Raw genomic sequence first — 21642 nt, 5'->3', positions numbered from 1 at the left:
TTTTCGGGTTATATTTTTCCTGTGCGGCGCCTTTGGTCTCTACCGATTTGGTGAGGATAATGCCGTCTTTTCGAAGGCCCCCTCGCAGAGCGTCTACGGAGTTTGCCCGGGTGAGCCCCTTCTTTGTTTCACCGGAGAGGGTTCGGCCTTCCCATTCGTACTGTGGCATACATGCATCATACCTCAAAAAGGGAAGAATGCAAAGAAAAAATTATCCTGTAGAGCTTGTATTTTGTGACCTTGAGCACAGTTTAGCCTTACACTGGGACCCGTCCCAAGCCTTTGGATTTGTGGGGCCGGCTTTTTGGTATCACACAGGCGAACCGGGCAAGGAAAAGCCGGGATGTGGAGTTACTCTCAATGGTGCTTCAGCGCTTCCTGTTATAGCCGAAACGTGCTTCGAATATGGGTGCAATAAGATTGTCAATGGGCGCATAATCGTCTGTGATCACGATGGCATCTTTTTTATCCACGAATCTCGCCATTTGATCGTGAGGGAGGACCGCTGCGGTCGCCTTTCCGCCGAGTTCGCTTTTGAGGAAGGCGTTGAAATCATCCATATTGAGGGCGCCGTTGCTTGCAAGCACGATGAAGGTGCTGATACCGATTTTGTCGAAATCCGGATGTACCGAAATAAGATGAACGTTCTTTGGTCCGAAAACCTCCTGCAAAGTCTTTATGTACGAAGGCAAAAAAGCCCCTTTCTTGAAATTGTCGATGATGTTCGACATCAATATGGCATCAGGGTTCATGATGTCTTTTATCTGGCGAGCAAACTCTCTCGTTGTCAGATGGTATGGTATGGAGAGATCGTTATAGGCGTCTGTAAAAACGAGATCGTATTTGTCTTTACAGTTCATCACGTACCACCGCCCGTCCGTATTGTATGTGGCAATGCGCGTATTTCTCGGCATTTTTAACTCGTCGTAGGCGACCTTAGTCACGAGCGGATCTATCTCAACAACGTCGATGTGGGCATTGGGATAATAGACCTCCATATATCTCGGGAAGGTATAGCCCCCGCCGCCGATGGTAAGGCTCTTAAAGCCCGTTTCCTTTTTGAAGCGCCACTTAAGAACATCGGCATAGATCCTTTCGTATTCGTATTCGATGTGCAGGGGGTTACCGAGATTCACATATGAATGGATCAGGTGATCGAGCACGAGCGTCTTCAGTGGCGTGGTTCCATCCCGACTCAGGGTGCTCGCCAGTTTTATTGTGTAGTAATTACTCTCCCTGTAGTAATCGGCGCCCACGCTCAGGGGACTTTTGTACAGGGAAGCCCCGTAACGGTTTAGCCGCTTAATAAAAGGAGACACCTCACTAAGATAGGTATTGACGGCTGAAAGAGCGGGGCAGGCGACAAGAAGAATGATGATCACGCCGATAGTCGCCTTCTTTTTGAACAAGCCAATAGAAAGAAAAGAACCTGAAAAGAGTCCCACAAACATGAGGGCGATGCCCATACATACGACAATCTTCGTAGTTCCCCACCAGGAAATAAAGAAGAAACCGGTGACAAATGTGCCTACGATGGCGCCGAGCGTGGAAAGAGCATATATCTTTCCGATCACGTTTCCGGCATTCTCGAGGTTCTTCAGAGTGAGTCTCACTACAACAGGCGATATCGTGCCGAGTATACAGCCAGGTACGAAAAAGATGATCGATGTGACAATGAAAATTCTCAGCATAAGGGACACGGGAAAACGATAAGAGGCTACGACGTACGTCACGGGAATAATGAGTAGCGCCATGGCGCCGGATAAGAGCAAAAGCCAGCCTAAGGTCCTACGTGACGGGAACCGGTCCACCAGTTTTCCCCCTATGTAGGCGCCGACACTGATGCCGGCAAGAATGACGCCTATGATGCTCGTCCAGGTGTAGATCGAAACGCCGACGAAAGGGGCAAGGATTCGTCCTGCAACCATCTCGATAACGAGGGTACAGAAGCTCGCGATAAATGTAATGACGTAGGCTCCCAAAAGACTCATATTAGCGTTATACCTCCTCAAAATATGCTGTCGAAATCACAGCGCCGTGAAAATGAGCCTCTGTTTCCAGAAAACAGAAGTTTCAAATACTTAATAGTATCAAAGGGTCTTTGTCAATCAATTCCTGTGTCATATTTGCCTTCCTGTCCCCTTCGTCGCCGGCTATTATGTCTTAATGGGTGCGCATTCCCTGATGTTTTCAAAAAGAGGGGATTTTTCATAGAGAATGTTTTATACTATAGTTTATTCGTATGAAAGTTCTTCTGGTTGAAGATGAGTCGAAAGTTGCTAACTTCATAAGCCGTGGGCTCGAGGAAGAAGGCTACAGTGTGGACACGGCGTCTGACGGCAGAATGGGGCTCGAGCTCATCAACGGATCTGCGTACGATATCGTTCTTTTGGATCTCATGATCCCCGAGATAGACGGTCTCGAAGTGCTCAAGAGAATACGGGCAAATGGGATCGACACACCCGTGCTGATCATTACGGCCAAAGATTCAAAGGAGGACGTGATAAAGGGACTGGACACGGGGAGTGACGACTACCTGACAAAACCTTTTTCTTTCGAAGAACTGCTTGCGCGCATCCGGGCGCTGCTCCGAAGAAGCAAGAAGACAGCCCAGCTTACCCTCGAATACGGGGATGTCGTATTGAACCCTTACTACAGAAAGCTCGCCATCGGACCTAAGGAAACGGAGTTGACCGAAAAAGAATTCCTCATTATGGAATATATGCTCAAAAATACGGAGAAACCTATAACGCGCAAGGAGATCGCTGAATACGCCTGGCAAAGTCAGGATGATTCCTCGAATATTGTGGACGTGTATATAAATTTTCTCAGAAAGAAAATAGAAACCCTCTCAAGCAAGAAATATATTCACACGGTGAGGGGCACAGGTTATATTCTCAAAGAAGACGATGACAAGGATTAATCTCCCGATTAAATGGAAGCTCACGATATGGTATGGAGGGATTCTTGCCCTGATCCTCGTCACCTTTTCAAGTGGCGTCTACATCTATTTTAAGAATAGCCTTCAGAGGAGCATTGACGCAAAAATCAAATCCGTGGGAGATGTGCTCGCCTCCTCCATTTCCGACCCGCACAACCAGAGCGTGTTTGGGAATTTTGAAAGATACCTCGAAAACGTTCTCGGGAGAAAGCCGAGAGGAAAGTTCATTCAGATCATCGACGCTTCGGGGAAAATCGGCGCCAAGATGAACGATGTAGAAACAGACACAATCCCTGTGCCTTTCAAGACCATGGAGAGGGCGCTCAAGGGGGAGGCAATATACGAAACCATAGAGACCGTGAATCCGAGGCTGCGCATGCTCACCCTGCCCATCTTTGAGAATAAGAAAGTTTCCAGTATCATCCAGGTCGGGTCATCCATGGCGGATTTTGATGAAACCATGAGAAAGCTCCTTATCATCATGATTATAAGCATCCCGACCTCTGTAGGGGTCACAATCATTGTCGGCTACTTTATGGCGAAAAAGACCTTAAGACCTGTGGACCAGATCAGACGGGCCGCCGTGAAGATATCCTCAACGAATCTCGATGAGCGGATAGACATCCACGGACGAAAAGACGAGCTCAGCAGGCTTGCCCATACCTTCAACGCTATGATCAGTCGTCTCAAGGATTCCTTCCAGCGGATCAATCAGTTCAGTATAGACGTATCTCACGAGTTGAAGACCCCGCTGACTATCCTAAAGGGCGAAACGGAGCTCGGCCTCCGTAAGGACAGAAATAGTGATGAATACAAGAAACTTCTCACGAGTAATTTGGAAGAAATAGACAGGATGTCGAGAATTATCGACGATCTTCTGCTTCTCTCCAAGGCTGACAGGCAAGACGTCAAACTCAACACGGAGAGCATTTCTTTGAGGGACCTGGTGGCAGATGTCTGCATGAATATGAAGATCTTCGCCGAGAACAAAGGGGTCAATCTGATCGTAAAAGAACTCGTGGATGTACGCCTGACAGGGGATGAATTGAAACTCAGACGAATGCTCTGGAATATTCTGGAGAATGGAATCAAATATACCCAGAAGGGCGGCGTCGTATCCGTCTCGTCCGTCACGAACGACGGCTACGCATGTATTAACGTGCAAGATAACGGTGTGGGCATATCTGATGACGACATACAGTACGTGTTTGATAGATTCTATCGCGCGGACAGGTCCCGCAAGCGCGAAAGCGGCAGCGGGCTCGGTCTCTCCATCAGCAAATGGATCGCCGAAGCACACAACGGCGCCATAGAGGTGCAAAGCAGACCCTCCATCGGCAGCCAGTTTTCCATAAGGTTACCCTTATAATTCTGGAGGAACAAGATGAGAAACAGGAGATGGTTCTTAACGGTTTCTTTGCTTATTGTTGCACTGCTGGCGTTTGCCTATGTGAGGGGACAGGTCGCACCCGAAAAGACATCGCTCGATGCGGTTCGCCAAAATGTCAGACCGATTGCACTGAATAACGGCCTTCCCAGTTTCAGTCAGCTTGTTAAGCAGGTGAAGCCGACGATAGTTCACATCGCTACGACCACGGTCACGCAGGGTCCTGATCTGCAGACGGGCCCCGTAAATCCTTTCAGAGACTTCTTTGGCGACGACTTTATGGATAAGTTCTTCGGCAACTCGCCGCGACGAGAATTCAAACAGAGAGGCCTTGGATCGGGTTTTGTTATAGACAGTCAGGGGTACATACTGACGAACAATCATGTTATTGAAAAGGCTTCCAGTATTAAAGTGAAGCTGTCAGATGAAAGGGAGTACGATGCAAAGGTCATCGGAAAAGACCCGAAGACAGACATCGCCCTCATAAAGATAGATGCTAAACAGAATCTGCCCACGGCTATTTTCGGCGATTCTGACGCACTCGAGGTGGGTGACTGGGTACTGGCTATAGGGAGTCCTTTTGGACTTGATCAAACGGTTACGGCGGGGATCGTAAGCGCCAAGGGCCGGTTCATAGGTGCCGGGCCCTACGATGATTTTATCCAGACCGACGCCTCGATCAACCCCGGTAATAGTGGTGGTCCGCTCATAAATCTCAGGGGAGAGGTTGTCGGCATCAATACGATCATTATCTCGGGCGGGCAGGGAATAGGTTTCGCCATCCCTATCAATGTGGCCAAAGAACTGTTACCGCAGCTGAAAAGCAAGGGGAAAGTAGCGAGGGGATGGCTTGGAGTAGTCATTCAAAAGGTGACGCCAGAGATAGCTAAAAATTTCAATCTGAAAGAGTCGGAGGGGGCACTCGTTTCCGATGTAATGGAAAAGAGCCCTGCTGAGGTAGCCGGCATTAAACGAGGAGATGTCATCATCTCGTTTAATGGAAAGCGTGTGAAGGACAGTGAAATGCTTCCCCGCTTGGTGGGAGCGACGGAGATAGGAAAAAAATCGACTGTGGGTATAATACGGGATGGCAAGCAGATGGAGATCGCCATCATCGTGGGCGAACTGCCCGAAGAAGAACTGAAGGCTTCAAGAAAGCCCGAGGTCGAAAAAGATTTCGGACTGATTGTCCAGGATATTACCCCGGACATAGCAAAACATCTCAACCTCAAGGACAGGAAAGGCGTTATCGTTACAGATGTGACACCGGGGAGCCCCGCGGCCGATGCGGACATTCGATCAGGAGATATCATTAAAGAAATCGCCCGAAAACCCATACGGAGCATAGCAGACTTCAGGGAAATCTTAAGAAGCGCAAACATAAAGGAAGGTCTTGTCATGCTCATTCAGCGTGAAAACAGTACGTTCTATACGGTGGTGAGGGAATAACTTTCCGGTTGAGGGTGCGGACGTAATAGCCGATGACGAGCCCCAGTATCTGCTATCAGGCGTAAGCCTGCGTCTCGGGTAACCGAGACAGAAGGGGAGGCTCCATACGGCTTTGCCGTTGGAGGGGGCGACGCAAGCCCCAGTAAAAAGTCCCCTTGATTTCGTCACCCAATTCTTTTATGATGTTTAACAGGCGGGAATAGCTCAGTTGGTAGAGTGCAAGCTTCCCAAGCTTGATGCCGCGGGTTCGAGCCCCGTTTCCCGCTCCATACTACCGGGCGGGTGAGACGTTTCCCGCTCCATTTAGTCGTTGAGATCATCCAATTCATGTCCCTAAAAAGCCGCTTTTAATTTGCTTCTATTCTTGAGAGCAGCCTGGAAAAATGCTTCTGCTCCACTATCGCTTTCAACACAAATAAGGATATTTGAAGAAATCAAAAATTGTCAGTCGTAACTTGTAAAAAGGTTCACCGCGTTTCTTCTTCTGGCGAATTATTTTTCTTGACGATAATCCGCCAAAATATAAAATCGAAATTGGGGAAATCTCAGCATAATTAAGAGTAATAGACCATGATCCGTAAAGGATCAACATAAAATGGGAGGCGAAAAATGGAAATCGCAAAAAAGTTAGGTGTCCTCGTGCTGGTCGCGTTTGTTTTAGGAGCATGTGCTTCGCATAAAGCCGGCTTTATTCTCGTCAAAAATACCAATGAATATATGAACTACCAAAAGCAAGAGGATGTCGAAATAGCGGCCGACCTGTACGCCAATGAATTAAAAACAAAGGAAGGATTTTATCTCAACGTGAATGAAAAAAACTTCTATCCGGTAAATTTGATAGTCAGAAATAACTCAGAAGGTAGACTGTTTCTCTTAAAGGCAGATGTCAGGATTGTTGACTCTGTCGGAAACCAGTATTTTCCAACCTCATGTTCCGTGATGTCAGGTGAATTTGAGCGAAGCAAGATAGCATACGCTTTGTTAGGTTTTGGCATTTTCAGCTATTTGTCTGCAGATGAAGCGAACAAGAGAATGGAAACGGATCGGCGCGAAAAGGAATTGGCTAATGATCTTGTAATAAGCCCCGGCCAGAGGGCGTCGGGATTCGTATACTTTAAGATGCCTGAAGGTTTTAAACCTAATGGAATGATCCTTAAAGTCAAGCTAGAATCACCCGAGACAAAGAAGACACATTCCTTTGATTTGCAGCTATAGGCGTTAAATAGTCTTTTCATTGGCCTATGCCTGACCATGGTTTTCTTAACGTGGCACTGTGAGGTCAGCTGGGGAGCATAAACAGAAGCGGGGTACGGTCCGGACAGGTCCGTTCCGTTTAGTTCAGCCAATAATGAAGCGTTTTGTCAGCCGCAAATGTGTACTCTTGAGCCTGCTCGACGGCCCCGAGGGCGAGCTACCCCAATTGCACATAAAGGCGAGCTCTGAGGGCGGTATACAACAAGTAAGGCGGGTCACAGCTATTTTTTTAAAGCTTTTCCGTTGACCTCTGACCGGTTAATTTAATAGACTGCAACTGCATGCGTCGCTATTTTATCTTTTTGAGTTCGAGTTTGAGTCTTCTGATGTACGCTATCGACGGCACTGTCGTGGCAGTGGCTTTTCCGAACTTCACGCGGGAATTGCATACGAATGTTCTCTGGTCTGCTTGGACTATCTCTATTTTTTATATCGCCGTCACTATAGCTATGCCCCTTGCGGGCAATCTGGCTGATAGTTTCGGTCGTAAGAAGGTGTTTGTAGTTTCGCTCATCCTTTTTACGGGCAGTTCTCTCGCCTGCGGACTCGCACCAACCATTCAAACATTGATCGCTTTCAGGTTTCTTCAGGCGTTGGGAGGCGCCTGTTTTCTGCCCAGCGCATCAGGAATCGTTAGCGACTGTTTCCCGGAACACCGCGAGGCTGCCATAGGCCTGTTCTCCAGTATCTTCAGCATCGGAATGGTCATCGGACCCAATCTCGGTGGATGGATCGTAAGCCGATATTCGTGGCGTTACATCTTTTACATCAATGTGCCAATCGGCATCGCCCTGATCGTGGCGACCATGATGTTGCTTCGCGAATCCAGGATCGTGGCGCGTACTCGGGTCGACCTGGCAGGTGTTGCGCTCATGAGCGGAACGCTCCTTTTTCTCATGCTGGGCCTCAATTTCGTTGCTGAAAGTTTTTCCCCGTATCATGTCGCCATTGCGGCCATGCTCGTCATCGCCAGTTGCTGTCTTGCGGTCCTTTTTCTGAAACAAGAAAAAGCTACGGCAGAACCGATACTTGATATCGCACTGCTGCAGTCGAAACCTTTCATGGCGGCAAACACATCCAATCTGATTCTGGGCATGACCACGGTCAGTGTGTATGCGTTCGTACCCTATTATGCAGTCTCGGTCCATAAGTTTTCCACCCTCATGAGCGGTATGATTCTCACCCCGAGGTCATTTGCGATGGCTGGTGCGGCTACGGTGACAAGTTTTCTTTTAAGAAGACTGGGTTACCGTTGGCCGATGGTGTTCGGTTTTGCCGTCGTGTCGATTACCACGATATTTCTTGCACCGTCACTTTTTCCATGGAATGTTGCTATGGGTAGTTGGGGCACTGTGGAGACGCTTTCATTTCTGCTTTTCATCAACGGCCTCGCCGGCGGGGTGGTGTTTCCTGCTGCCAATAATGCCTGTATAGAGCTGATGCCCGATAAAGTGGGCACGATTGTGGCATTGAGAAATACGTTCCGAAGCATAGGCTTTGCGCTCGGTACCTCGTTCCTCACGGGTGTCCTTCATGTGGCCTCCGGCCCGGCCAGGGGATTCACGATTGTATACGTCTGCTCCGGCCTTCTGTGTTTGGCCTCAATTCCCCTTCTGTTCCTGATGCCGGCCGGAAGAGCGCCTTGAACGTTGAGCTGCAGGTATCATTATATAGATAAGGGTGGAGAGAAGGCCCGTATGACCAATGCCTCTCCCTTGACTGTCGAGCTCTTCTCTTGAAAAAACAATAGTAAATTCTCTATAATTGCCTTACACTAAAAGACAGCGGATCAAATGGAATCCGATTGTAGCTCAGCCATCCCGAGCGTATGTTCGGGGACGTTGCTGGATGTTATTTTGAAATTAAATTCCTATGTGTGAAGATGACGGTTACACGAAACTGGTTCTGAAAGGGGTGGCTGTTGTGGCCGTGGGCCTGTCCGCCATCTTTTGCCCCCATACCCTCGTCTTTCTATTTACCTTCCCCGTGCTCAGTTCTTTGAAGGTCTATCACATACTCTGGTTCCTGTCTATGGCGGTCTTCGTAAAACGGATGACACCAAGGTTCAACGCAAAGATGTCTTCGGGGAAGATATTCGGGAGAAATTTCGTGAGCAGTGCGAACGAAGACACCGGCAGAAGGAAGGCCAAATTTCTTATCGCAAAACGAAAGACCGACAGCGGGGCTATACGATCGGGATTGTACTGGATACTCCTGCTCCTTGTCATGTGGATGTGGCGTCGCGTGGGCATACTCCCTGACGTCTGGCTGTATGTGATTGTTCTATTCTTTGTGTTCATGGACCAATTTTGCATCACGGTTTTCTGTCCTTTTCAATGGCTCATGCGGAACAAGTGTTGCAACACGTGCAGAATAAACAATTGGGGCTATTGTATGGCCTTTTCACCATTTGTATTTATCCCGACATTCTGGACCTATTCCATATTGCTCTTTTCGGTGGCGAGCCTGGTCCAGTGGGAGTATCTTTATTTGAGGCATCCCGAGAGGTTCTACGACATCTATAATGCCAATCTGATGTGTAAGAACTGTAGGACCCAATGCAGAAGGAAATCTCATAGATCTGTTGAATCGTAACGGCGAGAGACGTGTGATGGGTAACGCGGGGCGCGTGCTGGGGGTGCGTGCTTCGGCTGGTTAAAGGGCCGATGACGAGCCCCTTATTAAGGATCTCCTAGCTCATTCTTGAGCGAGATGGGGAAGGCTCCGACAGCTTCTGCTGGTGGAGGGGGCGACGTGAGCCCCAGTATTAGATATCAGGCGTAAGCCTGCGTCTCGGGTAACCGAGACAGAAGGGGAGGCTCCATACGGCTTTGCCGTTGGAGGGGGCGACGCAAGCCCCAGTACTTGTATTTCGCGGCCTTTCCATTTAAACTATGATGTTATGTCGTGTGCCGCAAGACTCAATCATGTGGGAGGCTACGGTGTCTGAATATCACGAAGCGATCATTATCGGTGGCGGGCCTGCGGGGCTCACGGCCGGAATTTATCTCATGAGGGCCGGCATTGATACGCTGCTTGTCGAGAAAGTGCTTCCCGGCGGGACCCCGCTTAACACCGGACGGATAGAGAACTATCCCGGATTTGCGCATGGGATTTCGGGCAAGGAGTTGATGGACAGGTTTGCAGAGCATGCAAAGACGTTCGGTCTTCCCGTGCGCGAGTTCGCACAGGTGGAGTCCTTGAGTCGAGAGGAAAAGGGATTCGTTATGAAGACCTCGAGCGGCCTTTTTGAGTCCATGGGCATTATCGTTGCGAACGGGACCGAATCGCTGAAGCTGAATATTCCCGGGGAGAAGGAGCTTGTGGGAAGGGGCATATCGTATTGTGCGACGTGCGACGGAATGTTCTTCAAGGACCTCAATGTAGCGGTGATCGGCGGGGGTGATGCGGCGGTTGAGGAAGGCTTGCTGCTCGCAAATATCGCAAAGAAAGTCTACATTGTCCACAGAAGAGATACATTGAGGGCGCAAAAGATACTCTGCGACAGGGCTTTCAAGAACGATAGGATTGAATTTCTTTGGAACAAGAAGCCCGTTGAAATAGCAGGCAAGGACCAGGTAGAGTATGCTCTCATCGAAGATACAAAGACCGGTGAGCGCTCGCGACTCGAAGTGAGCGGCGTCTTCATTTACGTCGGTGCGGCTCCCGATACCGCCTTCCTCAGAGAATTAACAGAGCAAGATAAGGCCGGATTCATCGTGACCGATCAAGAGCTTTCCACCAGGACGGAAGGGCTTTTCGCCGCAGGAGACGTGAGAAAGAAGACACTCAGACAAATTACCACCGCCGTGGGAGACGGCGCTCTTGCGGCGGTAAACCTCGAAAAATACATTCTCGAGAAGAAACTGTGAAATAGGTGAACCGGTCTTCTCAGGCTGGACCCCGTTCATCATTTGAAAGGAGCACCAATTTCGGAAAACAATACGTTGCGTGAGAGGTCACAGGGTAATGAAAAAGCTCTACATCACTGATTGCGAAGGTCCTGTTTCGACGAACAACAACGGTCACGAGGTTGCGCAGGAATTTGTTCCGGAAGGTGAAAGGCTTTTTGCGCTGCTTGCCAAGTTTGATGAGTATCTCAGTGATATTGAGAAGGCAAGAGGCCATGAGCCCGGTAGCTCGTTGAAATACATGCTTCCTTTTCTTAAAGCGGCGGGCGTGACCGACAAGGGTGTGCGGGAATTCTCGGGTAAACGCGTAAACGTGATGAAAACGGTTCAGGATACCCTGGGCTCAATCCGAGAAACTATGGACGTATATCTCATCGGCACGAGTTACGTGCACCATGTGGACGAAGTAGGAAGACAGATTGGGCTAGACCCCGCCAACGTTTATGGCACGCAGGTGGCCTTCGATAGTTATGAAATGGGTGAGAGGGAACAAAAGATGTTTACAGGACTTCGTAACGCCTTCTTGCAGCTACCCATGATTTCATGGAGCCCGGAGGGCCTTATTCCCCCTCACGCTCAGTTCTCAATAGACTCTCTCAAGGCGTTTTTGCTTGAACGATTCCCTACCCTGCCTGCCAATCAATGGATCAAGAGCGTGAGCCTTCTCGCCGGGAAGAGCAAAGCTGATACGATTATCAATATTACGAAACGCGCCGGCCAATCGCTCCGGGATGTGGTCTACGTGGGTGATAGCGCAACCGATGTGGACGCCCTGACCCTTGTCATGGAGAACGGAGGGCTCTCCATAAGCTTCAACGGGAACAGGCATGCGATACTCAACGCTGAATATGTCGTAATCAGCAGGGAAACGGACGTTCTGAAAGATGTGGCTATTTCCTTTGACGAGCACGGCAAGGGTGCCATCAAGCAGGGCACATTGCGGGAGGGCGTTTTTGTGTTTAGTCGTGCCAACTGCAATACGGAGAATGTTATTTGCATGAGCGAGAATATGCGAAGAGAAATCGGCTTGGAAGCGTCAGATGGTGAGGAATGAAAGCCTCCTCATTGTTTTTGTGCGTCTTTCTGCTCATGCCCTTTTCTTACCTGTACGCTCGGGACAGCATCATATTCTGTCAGGTTGGGGAGCGTGATCCTGCCCTATGGAACATGGTGAAGAAGTATTTCACCGGCAAAGGTTACGGTGTGAGCATCTATGAAGGAGCGGACAGCATAGAAAAACAGGTGGCGAACGCAAACAGAATGAACAGAGAAAAGGCGGCCCTGCTCATGGCCATCGAGCTCGCTCCGTCTGACACAGAAAATATATTTGTCGCCATATCGAACGCAAAGAAAGGAAGGGGCGCTATTCTTGAGATTGACGAAGTTCCTGCTGCTCACGGGGTCGAATCTGAGGAACTCGCCCAGGACGTGGCTACACCCTTCGGAAAAAAAGTGAAGAGGATTCCTGTCTTCGTTTTGCTGGGGGTTGATATGCCTGGCGTCTTTCTGAGGATTGATTGTCCCAGGGATAAAATTGGCGAGGTGCTTAATAAGCTTGACCAGGGCATCCAGAAATATCTGAAAAGAGGTGTGAAGAATGAGAGCGAACGGTAGGGCGAATGATTCCATTCGACAGCTCAAAATTGAGAAAAATTTCTTGAAATATCCCGAGGGATCGGTGCTCGTGGAAATGGGTGAAACCAAGGTGATTTGTCAGGTCAGCGTGGAAGAAAAGGTTCCGGTTTTCTTGAAGAACAGTGGTAAGGGATGGCTTACCGCGGAATACTCGATGCTTCCCCGGTCCACTCATACAAGGTCCATGCGCGAGTCGGTTTCCGGCAAGATCGGTGGAAGAACCCATGAGATCCAGAGGCTCATCGGCCGGGCGCTCAGGGGCGTTGTCAACCTCGACATCATAGGCGAGAGAACCATATGGATTGACTGCGATGTCATTCAAGCTGATGGTGGAACCAGAACCGCGAGTATTACCGGCGGATACGTGGCCCTGGTTGAGGCGCTCTGGAGCATGAAGAAGAAGGGGCTCATCCAGAAGATACCATTGCGTGACAGCGTGGCGGCAATCAGTGTGGGGCTGGTGGACGGCGAAGCCATTCTCGATCTCTCCTACGAAGAAGATTCCCGTGCAGAAGTGGATATGAACTTTGTCATGACCGGCAAAGGCCTCCTCATTGAAGTGCAGGGAACAGCGGAAAAAAAGCCCTTTACAAAGGAGCATTTTGACCTGATGTACCAGTATGCGGCTAAAGGCGCGAGTGAAATAACAAGGCTCCAGAAGATTGCCCTCGGGCCGCTCTTTCCCTTATGAAAGAGGTCATCATAGCCACAGAAAACAGGGGCAAATTCCAGGAAATAAAATCGTTACTTGGGGATATATTTGAGACGCTCTACTCACTCAATGACTTTCCTGAGAAAGTCTTTGTTGATGAAGACAGCCCGGTATATGTGGCAAACGCGCTGAAGAAGGCGAGGAAAGTGGGCGACAGGTTTGGTATGGCAACGCTCGCGGATGATTCCGGCCTTGAGGTCGAAGCCCTCCAAAACAGGCCGGGGGTCTATTCTTCCCGATACGGAAAAAACGATGATGAGAGACAGACGAGGTTGCTCAGCGAGCTCAAGGCAACTCCCTTTGAGAGAAGAAAGGCAGTCTTCAAGTCCTACGTGGTCTTTTACATGCCGGAGCGGGAGAGATGTTATGTTTTTTACGGAGACCTTAAGGGGTACATCGGGTTTGAAAGGCATGGGACAGGAGGGTTTGGATTCGATCCGGTTTTCTATCTGCCCGAACGCAATAAATATCTTGCGGAGCTTTCCCTGGAGGAGAAGAACGCTTTAAGTCACAGGGGAAAAGCCCTTTTGGCCCTCAGGAATTTTCTGAACACGGATTTTTTCCGGGGATCCAGAGGTTTTAGCATCTAGACGCTGTCCGTGGTCTTTCCGATCTTCTGTCGAAGACCACATGCCATCTTGTACGAAACGCGAGAGAACGGCGCGAAGGCGGGCAGAACTCAAGGCTCGTAGCAAGCGTGGTCCACATTCATAACATCCCGGGTGAATGGAAGAAATGGTCCCAACGAGAATCGAACTCGTGTTTCCGGCGTGAGAGGCCAGCGTCCTAGGCCGCTAGACGATGGGACCGAGTGTGAAGAATAGTAGCAGAAAAGCGCCCAATTTTCCACAAAAATGTAAACCGAAAGGCACAGGAGGCGGTGAGCCCAAGTACCCCGCGGGCGCTTGAGCGTTGGGCGCCGGCTTCACTGCACGGGGAGATACCCCTATACATTTGTTCCGATTGCTATTATAATGAAGACACGTGGCGTAAATCCCGTTTGAGAAAGATAGCGCAGATTGACACCTGTTTTGGAAGGAGGACGAATGTTTGGCTTAGGAATGCCGGAACTGATAGTCATATTAATCATTGTTATCCTTGTCTTTGGAGCGGGACGGATTTCCGACATAGGGGGCGCTATAGGGAAAGGTATCAGGAATTTCAAGAAGTCCATGAATGAACCTCCGGAGATTGACGTTACCCCGCCAAAGGATGAAAAAGAGAAGAGCAAGGAGGAACCAAAGTAGCGGCTCCGTGTCAGATGAGGCACGGCGCTTGATGTGTGCCTCAAGCATCCCCCTCACAGTACCTTGATAATCTTTAGAAATATTCGTACAATGCTGCCATGGAAATCGTAAACGGTTTCGAGAGCTCTTCTATACAGAAGGCCGTGCGTCTGCTCGACCAGGGAGATGTGGTCGCCTTTCCCACGGAGACCGTCTATGGTCTCGGCGCCGATGCGCAGAACCCCTATGCTGTGGCAAAGATATTTCAGGTCAAAAACAGGCCTCGCTTTGATCCCTTGATCGTTCATATAAGCCAAAAAGATTGGATTTTCCGCTATGCTAAACATGTTTCGTCGGATGCCCGAAAGCTGATAGAGGTGTTTTGGCCGGGTCCTCTCACCCTGCTTCTTGAAAAACAATCACTGATACCGGACATCGTTACGGCCGGGCTGTCAACGGTAGGCATGAGGATGCCGGCCCACGGCGCGGCTCTTAACCTCATCGATACGCTTAACAGGCCCATCGCTGCGCCGAGCGCCAACCCGTTCGGCTACATGAGTCCCACGAAGGCTGCCCATGTTGCCCGCATGCTCAAGGGGAAAATCCCGTTGATTCTGGACGGAGGTGACAGCGTTTTCGGCATAGAATCGACGATCATTTCATTTCAGACCCGCGGGGTCTACATTCATAGACACGGGGCCGTGAGCGAGGAAGACTTGAGGGAACACGTTGAAATAGTGGAGAGCATTGATGATGGTTCGGTCTGCCGGTCCCCGGGGGAGCTTCCTTACCATTATGCGCCAATGAAACCCCTGAAGATCGTGGCCGGTCCCGAGGACGTCAAAATAGACAACTCTTCGTTTCTCTCCTTTCGCACGCCAGAGAGCCAGACGCGGGCGCGCTATATGAAGGTGCTTTCGGCCACGGGAGACTTGAACGAGGCGGCGGCAAATTTCTTTTCGAGTCTCATCGATCTTGACCGCGAAGATGTGGACATCATCTATGCGGAAAAAGTGCCCCCGACGGGCATCGGGAGGGCTATCATGGAACGGCTCAACAAGGCCTCGAAAAGGGGTATCCGATAGGCTCATCACGACCCATTGATAATTTGGACAATACATGATATGGTAATTTTCATGAAAATATGGGCGTGCATAAGGATCTCATAAAATATAACTAGTTGATATTATTTAGGTATTCTAATTAAGTCAAAACGCGCAAAAGAGGATGATAATGAATAAAATCAAGAGGATAAAAACCGGTTTTTACTATTTATACACAGGTTTTCCACAGAAAATGTGGAAAAAACCTGGAACCTCTTTTGTTCTTAAAACTTGCATCATATTCCTCTGCCTCTTTCTCCTGGGTTCATGTACCTACCTGAAAAAGATGAAGGGAACCGACACGCCGAAGTCAACGGAGAAGCCGAAGCCAACGGAGAAGCCGAAGTCAACGGAGAAGCCGAAGTCAACACCGGTCCTTGAGAATGCGCTTATATCCATGAACGAAACAGAAATTCGCGCAAAACTGGGCGAACCTACCATGGTGAGTATCACGCCTGAGAACCATATCCTCTGGACGTATACGCCCTCGTGGAAACTGATGCCTGACAATAGGGATACCGTCTATGTAGAGTTTGAAAATGGCAAAGTGATTAAAGTTCTTAAGGTAAAGGAATAGCAAAGGTGGACTATGCTTTGTGAAAAATGCGGAAGTGCGATTGAAAGTATTACCTGCGATCAGTGCGGCAACGTAATTGTGAAGCTCGGCCCTTTTTGTTATTCTTGCGGCAGGGAGATTGTTCCCTCAGCAGACAAACAGGAGGCCGATACCGTCGATTTTACCGAAAGGCTCCTGTGTGTCGATGGGGCCTGCATCGGCGTAGTCGAGAAGGGGGTATGTAAGATATGCGGAAAACCATACACATCGGAATCGTAGCAATTCTCTTCGGTTTTACCCTGTGGTCCTGTTCCACAACCTATACGAAGTATTCCAGTGACATTCGTGACGGAAAGGAATTCCTGAACGAACAGGAATATGCCAAGGCTGAGGGTGCTTTCCAGGACGCGGTGAATAACCAAAGGGATCAAGCTTCGCTAGCCTTCCTGGCCATTACAGAATATAGAATGGGTAATTTGGAAAGTGCGGAAAAGCTGATACAAGAGGCGGCTCAAAGTAAAACCAGCACACTTTACAATATCAGGGCGTTCGGGTACAGGGCGATTATACTTATGAAGCGAGACAAGGCCCAGGGGCTCGTCGCGCTGAAAGATTACATCAGCCGTTACGAGTATTCATACCCGCTCCCTTCTATTAAAGACCTAAAGAAAATGGTAGCCACCGGTGCCGTTGATGAGGCGCGCCTCGAGAAGATCATCGACGATGAGATATGGTGGTATGAGACCGAGGTGGAGCAATATCTGTCCACGGGTACCGGATTCTATGACCGTCTGGGAAGGGACAACGGCGGGGTCTTCCATTAGCACAGACGAGACGGTGCATGGGTTTATTTGAAAAGGTAAAACAGGGTCTCGCCAAGACGAGAGACCAGCTCATAACCCGCGTAGAATGGGCTGTTACGGGTAAACCCATGGGCGAAGAGGCCTTCGAGGAAATCGAAGAAGCGCTCCTTTTGTCCGATGCCGGTTTCGAGACGGCGGAACTCATCATTACATCCCTCAAAGATCAGTGGAAGCGTGGTCAGATCAAAACGGCCGATGATGTCAAACGTTCCATGAAAATGGAAATCGAAAAGATACTCAAGCCTGTTGAATCGCCGATTGTCGTAGACGGCACGCACCCTTTTGTGATACTCGCCCTCGGCGTAAACGGCGTCGGTAAAACCACGACCATAGCGAAAATGGCGAGCATCTACCAGCATACAGCCAAGACGATCCTCTTCGGGGCCTGCGACACCTTCAGGGCCGCAGCCATCGAGCAGCTCGAGGTGTGGGCAGAAAGGCTCAATATCGCCGTGGTAAAACACGCGCAGGGGTCGGACCCCGCTGCCGTGGCATTCGACGCGGTAAAAGCCGCAAAGGCGCGCAACATAGACATTCTCATACTTGACACCGCCGGGAGACTCCACACCAAAGCGAACCTTATGGAGGAAATGAAGAAGATCAAGAGGGTAGTGAGCAAAGAGCTTGACGGAGCCCCCCACGAAACGCTCCTCATTGTGGATGCAACAAATGGGCAGAATACCATTGCACAAACCAGGACATTTCACGAGGCCCTGAACGTGACAGGCATGATCATTACGAAGCTTGACGGCACCGCAAAGGGAGGATTCATTTTGCCTATCGCTCACACGCTCAAGATTCCGGTGAGGTATGTGGGGGTGGGCGAAAAGGTCGATGACCTGATACCATTCAGCGCCAGAGATTTTGCCGAGGCTATCCTTTAGGGCTTACTCATCTCATCGACAGTGATCACGTTCTGACGCGGGAGAACCCCGGTAAAGAGCCTTCAGGTAGGAAGGCTGAGCTCGCCCGTCGCGATTCGTTGTAATGTTTCTGAATACAAGATATGTTCCTCAGTCAGAACGCGCGCTGCGAGCGTTTCGGGCGTGTCGTCCGGCATCACAGGCACTCGTCTTTGCGCAAGGATCGGGCCTGTATCGTATTGCTCGTCAACGAGATGGATGGTGACTCCGCTCTCCTTTTCCCCGGCGGCGATCACCGCCTCGTGCACGTGAATACCATACATACCGGCGCCGCCGAACTTGGGAAGAAGCGCAGGATGGACGTTGAGAATCCGTCCCCGGAAGTGAGCGAGCGTTTTGGGACCGAGTTTCTTCATGTACCCGGCCAGGATCACGATATCCACGCCGTGGCGCAAAAGGGCATCGAGAATGGCCTGATCGAGTTCTACGGGGTCGGGATGGGTCTTTCCGCTCAGATAATAGTGAGGCACGCCCTCGGTTCTTGCCCTGGCGATAGCGCCTGAATCGCTATTATTGCTCACAACGACTGCCGGTATGGCCTCAAGTTTTCCCGATTTGCAGGCGTCGATGATAGCCTGCATATTGCTTCCGCCGTGCGATGCCAGGAATCCTATCTTCATAGTTTCACCTGTGTAATAAAGAATGTGCCGAGCTCAACTGCCAGGGTATGAATCTGTTGAGCTTGTATGTAAATTTCTCCGCGTCGTAGCGCCGTGGGCATCTTTCTGAAAAACAAACCCGCACCAGCTGTTCTTTAGCTCCGCGTTAAGGCAGGAAAGGGGGGCGAAAAGGGACAGCAATTCCTCTTTGTTGCGCCTGAGCACGCCCGAAACGAGAAGATACCCGCCTTTGTTCAAAAGGTCGATGATATGGGCTGACATGCCCCTGAACGTGGCGATGTCGATGTTGGCGAGAACAATATCGTAGCCCCCGGTCACCTGTTGCAGATCGCAGCAGGTAATATCGACGGCGGCGCGGTTCAAGGCGATGTTCTTACGGGCCGAGGCCACGGCATCTTCATCGACATCCACAGCAAGGACGTGGCCTGCCTCAAGGAGCGCAGCATACAATGAGAGGATTGCTGACCCGCATCCCAGATCAAGCACGCTCTTGCCCTCCATGTTCATGCCGCTCATCAGTTTGATCATCAATCGGGTCGATTCATGCCTGCCCGTGCCGAACGCCATACCCGGCTCGATGAGAATACGAGGGCCATCGCGTCTTGTCTTGTTCCAGGGCGTTAATATTGTGAGTCCTTCAACTCTGATTGGACGAAAATATTTCTTTGACAGCTCCGCGTAATCGCGCTCGGGCTCATCTGTGACCAGGATATCCTCGGCCGGTACGTGCAAAGCTTTGATCATTTTGAGAAAGGTTTTGACGTTTTCGGGATAGCATTTGACGACCGAGTAGCGGCCCATGTCCTCCACCCATATGCCCGACGCGCAAAGGGATTCATAGAAAGCCTCCGGAAGGAGTTCTTCGGCCCCTTTTAAGACTTTAATATCAACACGAGTTCGCAATTTCTTTTGAGGTGTCACGGGGGGGTCCTTTTTTGAAGAAAAGGCCATAGGATCCCTTTTCTGCCCCGTCATGCATCTGCTTCCAGGATGCTTCCCGTGTTCTTGAGATCGTAACCCGTGAAGTCCCGTATATGATGGAGAAGCGAAGGGTGCTCAAACAAGGAGAGGAAGGTTTTGACCTGGGCAGTATGGAAATAATCGATAGGGATGACAAGATCGAACCGTTCCTCAAAAAGCGGGATGAAATCAAGATCGAGAATATGCGCTGTGTGCTCTATGCCGAGAGCCGCGTCGGCCTCTCCTTTGAGCACCGCGATGCCGGCCTCCATATGAGATGCCGCTTCGTTGCCGTAACCGCTCACCGCCGATTGGGCAACACTTTGTTCCCGAAGGAGGAAATCAAACAGCAGACGCGTTCCGGATCCCTGATTTCTGTTCATAAAGACGACACCTTTGTTGGATAGGTCCTTAATGGAACGAATGCCTTTGGGGTTATCCTTCCTCAACATGAGCCCCTGGGTCCGGTAGAACAACTGGAGAGCCCGATAATCGTCTTTTGAGAGGTACCGGGCTATATAAGACAGGGTGTATGATTTCTTTTCCAAATCAAGCATATGCACGCAGGACATGTTGGCGGCCTTTGCCTCGAGGAGTCTCAAGCCATTTATGCTCCCCACGGGGGCGTAGTAGATCACACCTTCGTTTCTCCCATTGAAAAGATCGATGACCTGTCTTAACAGGGGATCGTCGCTGCCGGCGATGAGCACATGCTTTTCACGCTCGGTATTTTCCAATATCCACTTGTCTATAAGTTCCTTGGCGAAGGCTATCTTGCCTCCGATTTTTACATGAGGCAGTGTTCCTTCCTGGGCGAGCTTGTAAATTTTTTTCTCATTGATCTTCAGGTATTTTGAGAGTTCTTTGGCAGAAAGAATTTCCACATAGTGATTATATCGAAAAAAAGCTCTATTGGCAACTGCACCCACGGGCCCCTTTTTAGCTCATAATTATAAGGGATCCGCGCCTGCGAGACGGTGGACGGCCAAGAAAGAGCGTTTTTTCCTGCGCCTTCCGTTCCTATCGGGCAGGACGAGCGGGGATCGGGATTGTTTGAGATCCTCCTTTTGGATTTGCCCGTTGTTTGAGCAGCCAGCGACGCTTCATATGGTTGTATCAATTGGTTATTATTGGTTATCGATAGTAATTATAAGTTGTCTATTTATATTGACTTACGGTCCTGGTGGGATTATTTTATATCGCATATTAAGCATGCCATATGGGGATGAAACTATGAAGAAATGGTTCGTTTTCACTGTCCTTTGCTTGGCCGTCGGTTTGCCTCAGTTTTGCGGGGCACAAGAGAACAAGTTTATTCTCATGGCGAGTACGATCGGCCCCATCGATTCGGGCATTGTCGACGTTCTCGAAAGCAGATTTGAAGCAGAATCGGGCATACGGGTGCGCCACGTTGGCGCCGGGACCGGCGCCGCACTTGATATTGCCCGAAAAGGGAATATCGATCTTGTCCTGGTGCACGCCAAAAGCTTGGAAGAGAAATTCATGAAAGAGGGATACGGAACGGAAAGGATCGATTTCATGTACAATGACTTTGTCATTTTGGGTCCTTCTAATGACCCTGCCGGAATCAGAGGCGTGAAAAGGGCAGACGAGGCATTAAGGCGAATTGCTGAAAAAAGGGTCCTATTTATCAGTCGTGGCGACCAATCGGGCACGCACGTTGCTGAGATGTCTCTTTGGGAGGAGGCCGGCATCAAACCGGCGGGCCCCTGGTATAGGATTTACGAGAGAGGCGCCGAAGGGAATGCACCCACGTTGCTCGAGGCCGACAAGCAGGGGGCATATACGGTCATGGACCGGGCCACTTTGCTCACATTGCAGAAACAAATCAAGCTCGTGGTTCTGGTGGAAAAAGACGAAGCCTTACTCAATTATATCAGCCTCATTCCGGTAAACCCGAAGAAGATTCCAGGTGCAAACTATTTAGCGGCCATGGCCTTCATTACCTGGCTCACGGATGCGGCCAAGGGCCAGGCTATCGTTCGCGATTTTGGTAAGGCGGAATTCGGAAGCCCCCTTTTTTTCCCCAATTCGAAACAATGGAGAGACAGAGAGGGGCGAGGCAGATAGCTGAACAAAAC

At 49.9% G+C, this 21642-nt stretch carries 22 protein-coding genes and 2 tRNA genes; 19 read left to right on the top strand and 5 right to left on the bottom strand.

Annotated features, from left to right (window positions below; all coding sequences use genetic code 11):
• Positions 1 to 368: 368 nt before the first annotated feature.
• A complete protein-coding gene (locus VMT62_10920; protein HVN96932.1) occupies positions 369 to 1991 on the bottom strand; it encodes a fused MFS/spermidine synthase in 1623 nt (540 codons plus the stop codon).
• Positions 1992 to 2242: 251 nt separating this feature from the next.
• Between VMT62_10920 and VMT62_10915 the strand changes: the two genes are divergently transcribed.
• From VMT62_10915 to rdgB, 12 genes are all read left to right on the top strand, one after another.
• Positions 2243 to 2923 carry a response regulator transcription factor gene (locus tag VMT62_10915; GenBank protein HVN96931.1) on the top strand — a complete coding sequence of 227 codons (681 nt, stop codon included), beginning with the start codon at positions 2243 to 2245 and terminating at the stop codon, positions 2921 to 2923.
• On the top strand, positions 2910 to 4310 hold the full coding sequence (locus tag VMT62_10910) for an ATP-binding protein (GenBank protein ID HVN96930.1): 1401 nt from the start codon (positions 2910 to 2912) through the stop codon (positions 4308 to 4310). The genes VMT62_10915 and VMT62_10910 overlap by 14 nt, the downstream gene beginning before the upstream one ends.
• 15 nt (positions 4311 to 4325) lie before the next feature.
• Positions 4326 to 5777, top strand: a complete 1452-nt coding sequence (locus VMT62_10905; protein HVN96929.1) for a DegQ family serine endoprotease — start codon at positions 4326 to 4328, stop codon at positions 5775 to 5777.
• Between the two features lie 193 nt (positions 5778 to 5970).
• Positions 5971 to 6046 (top strand) — tRNA-Gly (locus VMT62_10900).
• Between the two features lie 340 nt (positions 6047 to 6386).
• Positions 6387 to 6992 carry a hypothetical protein gene (locus tag VMT62_10895; protein HVN96928.1) on the top strand — a complete coding sequence of 202 codons (606 nt, stop codon included), beginning with the start codon at positions 6387 to 6389 and terminating at the stop codon, positions 6990 to 6992.
• A gap of 353 nt (positions 6993 to 7345) precedes the next feature.
• The gene (locus VMT62_10890; protein ID HVN96927.1) at positions 7346 to 8677 is read left to right on the top strand and encodes an MFS transporter; all 1332 of its coding nucleotides are present in this window, start codon (positions 7346 to 7348) and stop codon (positions 8675 to 8677) included.
• 226 nt (positions 8678 to 8903) lie between these two features.
• Entirely contained in the window at positions 8904 to 9626 is a 723-nt protein-coding gene (locus tag VMT62_10885; protein ID HVN96926.1) for a hypothetical protein, read from the top strand.
• A gap of 347 nt (positions 9627 to 9973) precedes the next feature.
• Positions 9974 to 10903 (top strand): thioredoxin-disulfide reductase, encoded by a 930-nt coding sequence (gene trxB / locus VMT62_10880; GenBank protein HVN96925.1) that lies wholly within the window; start codon positions 9974 to 9976, stop codon positions 10901 to 10903.
• 97 nt (positions 10904 to 11000) lie between these two features.
• Positions 11001 to 11996, top strand: a complete 996-nt coding sequence (locus VMT62_10875; protein ID HVN96924.1) for a hypothetical protein — start codon at positions 11001 to 11003, stop codon at positions 11994 to 11996.
• On the top strand, positions 11993 to 12556 hold the full coding sequence (locus tag VMT62_10870) for a hypothetical protein (protein ID HVN96923.1): 564 nt from the start codon (positions 11993 to 11995) through the stop codon (positions 12554 to 12556). The genes VMT62_10875 and VMT62_10870 overlap by 4 nt, the downstream gene beginning before the upstream one ends.
• Entirely contained in the window at positions 12540 to 13268 is a 729-nt protein-coding gene (gene rph, locus VMT62_10865) for a ribonuclease PH (protein ID HVN96922.1), read from the top strand. The genes VMT62_10870 and rph overlap by 17 nt, the downstream gene beginning before the upstream one ends.
• On the top strand, positions 13265 to 13879 hold the full coding sequence (gene rdgB / locus VMT62_10860; GenBank protein HVN96921.1) for an RdgB/HAM1 family non-canonical purine NTP pyrophosphatase: 615 nt from the start codon (positions 13265 to 13267) through the stop codon (positions 13877 to 13879). Before rph ends, rdgB begins: the two co-directional genes overlap by 4 nt.
• Before the next feature lie 146 nt (positions 13880 to 14025).
• Here the strand turns inward: rdgB and VMT62_10855 are convergent.
• Positions 14026 to 14098, bottom strand: a tRNA-Glu gene (locus VMT62_10855).
• A gap of 237 nt (positions 14099 to 14335) precedes the next feature.
• Here VMT62_10855 and tatA point away from each other — a divergent pair.
• The 6 genes from tatA to ftsY all read left to right on the top strand — a co-directional run bounded on the left by tatA (position 14336) and on the right by ftsY (position 17921).
• Positions 14336 to 14536, top strand: coding sequence for a twin-arginine translocase TatA/TatE family subunit (gene tatA, locus VMT62_10850; GenBank protein HVN96920.1), 201 nt, complete (start codon positions 14336 to 14338; stop codon positions 14534 to 14536).
• Positions 14537 to 14634: 98 nt separating this feature from the next.
• Positions 14635 to 15600: an L-threonylcarbamoyladenylate synthase gene (locus tag VMT62_10845; protein HVN96919.1), complete on the top strand. Its 966-nt coding sequence runs from the start codon at positions 14635 to 14637 to the stop codon at positions 15598 to 15600.
• A gap of 148 nt (positions 15601 to 15748) precedes the next feature.
• Positions 15749 to 16195, top strand: a complete 447-nt coding sequence (locus VMT62_10840; GenBank protein HVN96918.1) for a hypothetical protein — start codon at positions 15749 to 15751, stop codon at positions 16193 to 16195.
• A 12-nt stretch (positions 16196 to 16207) separates the two neighbouring features.
• On the top strand, positions 16208 to 16453 hold the full coding sequence (locus VMT62_10835) for a hypothetical protein (protein HVN96917.1): 246 nt from the start codon (positions 16208 to 16210) through the stop codon (positions 16451 to 16453).
• Positions 16423 to 16998, top strand: coding sequence for a hypothetical protein (locus VMT62_10830; GenBank protein HVN96916.1), 576 nt, complete (start codon positions 16423 to 16425; stop codon positions 16996 to 16998). Before VMT62_10835 ends, VMT62_10830 begins: the two co-directional genes overlap by 31 nt.
• 17 nt (positions 16999 to 17015) lie before the next feature.
• The gene (gene ftsY, locus VMT62_10825; GenBank protein ID HVN96915.1) at positions 17016 to 17921 is read left to right on the top strand and encodes a signal recognition particle-docking protein FtsY; all 906 of its coding nucleotides are present in this window, start codon (positions 17016 to 17018) and stop codon (positions 17919 to 17921) included.
• Between the two features lie 62 nt (positions 17922 to 17983).
• Here ftsY and purN read toward each other — a convergent pair whose 3' ends face one another.
• The 3 genes from purN to VMT62_10810 are packed head-to-tail and all read right to left on the bottom strand — an operon-like array spanning position 17984 to position 20469.
• Positions 17984 to 18580 carry a phosphoribosylglycinamide formyltransferase gene (gene purN / locus VMT62_10820; protein ID HVN96914.1) on the bottom strand — a complete coding sequence of 199 codons (597 nt, stop codon included), beginning with the start codon at positions 18578 to 18580 and terminating at the stop codon, positions 17984 to 17986.
• 33 nt (positions 18581 to 18613) lie between these two features.
• Positions 18614 to 19555 carry a 50S ribosomal protein L11 methyltransferase gene (locus VMT62_10815; GenBank protein HVN96913.1) on the bottom strand — a complete coding sequence of 314 codons (942 nt, stop codon included), beginning with the start codon at positions 19553 to 19555 and terminating at the stop codon, positions 18614 to 18616.
• Positions 19552 to 20469 carry a substrate-binding domain-containing protein gene (locus VMT62_10810; protein HVN96912.1) on the bottom strand — a complete coding sequence of 306 codons (918 nt, stop codon included), beginning with the start codon at positions 20467 to 20469 and terminating at the stop codon, positions 19552 to 19554. The genes VMT62_10815 and VMT62_10810 overlap by 4 nt, the downstream gene beginning before the upstream one ends.
• A 304-nt stretch (positions 20470 to 20773) precedes the next feature.
• Here VMT62_10810 and VMT62_10805 point away from each other — a divergent pair, with 304 nt between their 5' ends.
• On the top strand, positions 20774 to 21631 hold the full coding sequence (locus VMT62_10805) for a substrate-binding domain-containing protein (protein ID HVN96911.1): 858 nt from the start codon (positions 20774 to 20776) through the stop codon (positions 21629 to 21631).
• Positions 21632 to 21642 lie beyond the last annotated feature (11 nt).

Source organism: Syntrophorhabdaceae bacterium, from assembly GCA_035541755.1.
In the GTDB taxonomy this organism is placed as follows: Bacteria; Desulfobacterota; Syntrophorhabdia; order Syntrophorhabdales; family Syntrophorhabdaceae; genus PNOF01.
This window is presented reverse-complemented; position numbering and strand designations above follow the sequence as displayed.

Bases quoted from the DNA above. Each gene is read 5' to 3' on its own strand.
- VMT62_10920 (HVN96932.1), bottom strand. From the start codon at position 1,991: ATGAGTCTTTTGGGAGCCTACGTCATTACATTTATCGCGAGCTTCTGT.
- VMT62_10915 (HVN96931.1), top strand. From the start codon at position 2,243: ATGAAAGTTCTTCTGGTTGAAGATGAGTCGAAAGTTGCTAACTTCATA.
- VMT62_10910 (HVN96930.1), top strand. From the start codon at position 2,910: ATGACAAGGATTAATCTCCCGATTAAATGGAAGCTCACGATATGGTAT.
- VMT62_10905 (HVN96929.1), top strand. From the start codon at position 4,326: ATGAGAAACAGGAGATGGTTCTTAACGGTTTCTTTGCTTATTGTTGCA.
- VMT62_10895 (HVN96928.1), top strand. From the start codon at position 6,387: ATGGAAATCGCAAAAAAGTTAGGTGTCCTCGTGCTGGTCGCGTTTGTT.
- VMT62_10885 (HVN96926.1), top strand. From the start codon at position 8,904: ATGTGTGAAGATGACGGTTACACGAAACTGGTTCTGAAAGGGGTGGCT.
- VMT62_10875 (HVN96924.1), top strand. From the start codon at position 11,001: ATGAAAAAGCTCTACATCACTGATTGCGAAGGTCCTGTTTCGACGAAC.
- VMT62_10870 (HVN96923.1), top strand. From the start codon at position 11,993: ATGAAAGCCTCCTCATTGTTTTTGTGCGTCTTTCTGCTCATGCCCTTT.
- rph (HVN96922.1), top strand. From the start codon at position 12,540: ATGAGAGCGAACGGTAGGGCGAATGATTCCATTCGACAGCTCAAAATT.
- rdgB (HVN96921.1), top strand. From the start codon at position 13,265: ATGAAAGAGGTCATCATAGCCACAGAAAACAGGGGCAAATTCCAGGAA.
- tatA (HVN96920.1), top strand. From the start codon at position 14,336: ATGTTTGGCTTAGGAATGCCGGAACTGATAGTCATATTAATCATTGTT.
- VMT62_10845 (HVN96919.1), top strand. From the start codon at position 14,635: ATGGAAATCGTAAACGGTTTCGAGAGCTCTTCTATACAGAAGGCCGTG.
- VMT62_10840 (HVN96918.1), top strand. From the start codon at position 15,749: ATGAATAAAATCAAGAGGATAAAAACCGGTTTTTACTATTTATACACA.
- VMT62_10835 (HVN96917.1), top strand. From the start codon at position 16,208: ATGCTTTGTGAAAAATGCGGAAGTGCGATTGAAAGTATTACCTGCGAT.
- VMT62_10830 (HVN96916.1), top strand. From the start codon at position 16,423: ATGCGGAAAACCATACACATCGGAATCGTAGCAATTCTCTTCGGTTTT.
- ftsY (HVN96915.1), top strand. From the start codon at position 17,016: ATGGGTTTATTTGAAAAGGTAAAACAGGGTCTCGCCAAGACGAGAGAC.
- purN (HVN96914.1), bottom strand. From the start codon at position 18,580: ATGAAGATAGGATTCCTGGCATCGCACGGCGGAAGCAATATGCAGGCT.
- VMT62_10815 (HVN96913.1), bottom strand. From the start codon at position 19,555: ATGACGGGGCAGAAAAGGGATCCTATGGCCTTTTCTTCAAAAAAGGAC.
- VMT62_10805 (HVN96911.1), top strand. From the start codon at position 20,774: ATGAAGAAATGGTTCGTTTTCACTGTCCTTTGCTTGGCCGTCGGTTTG.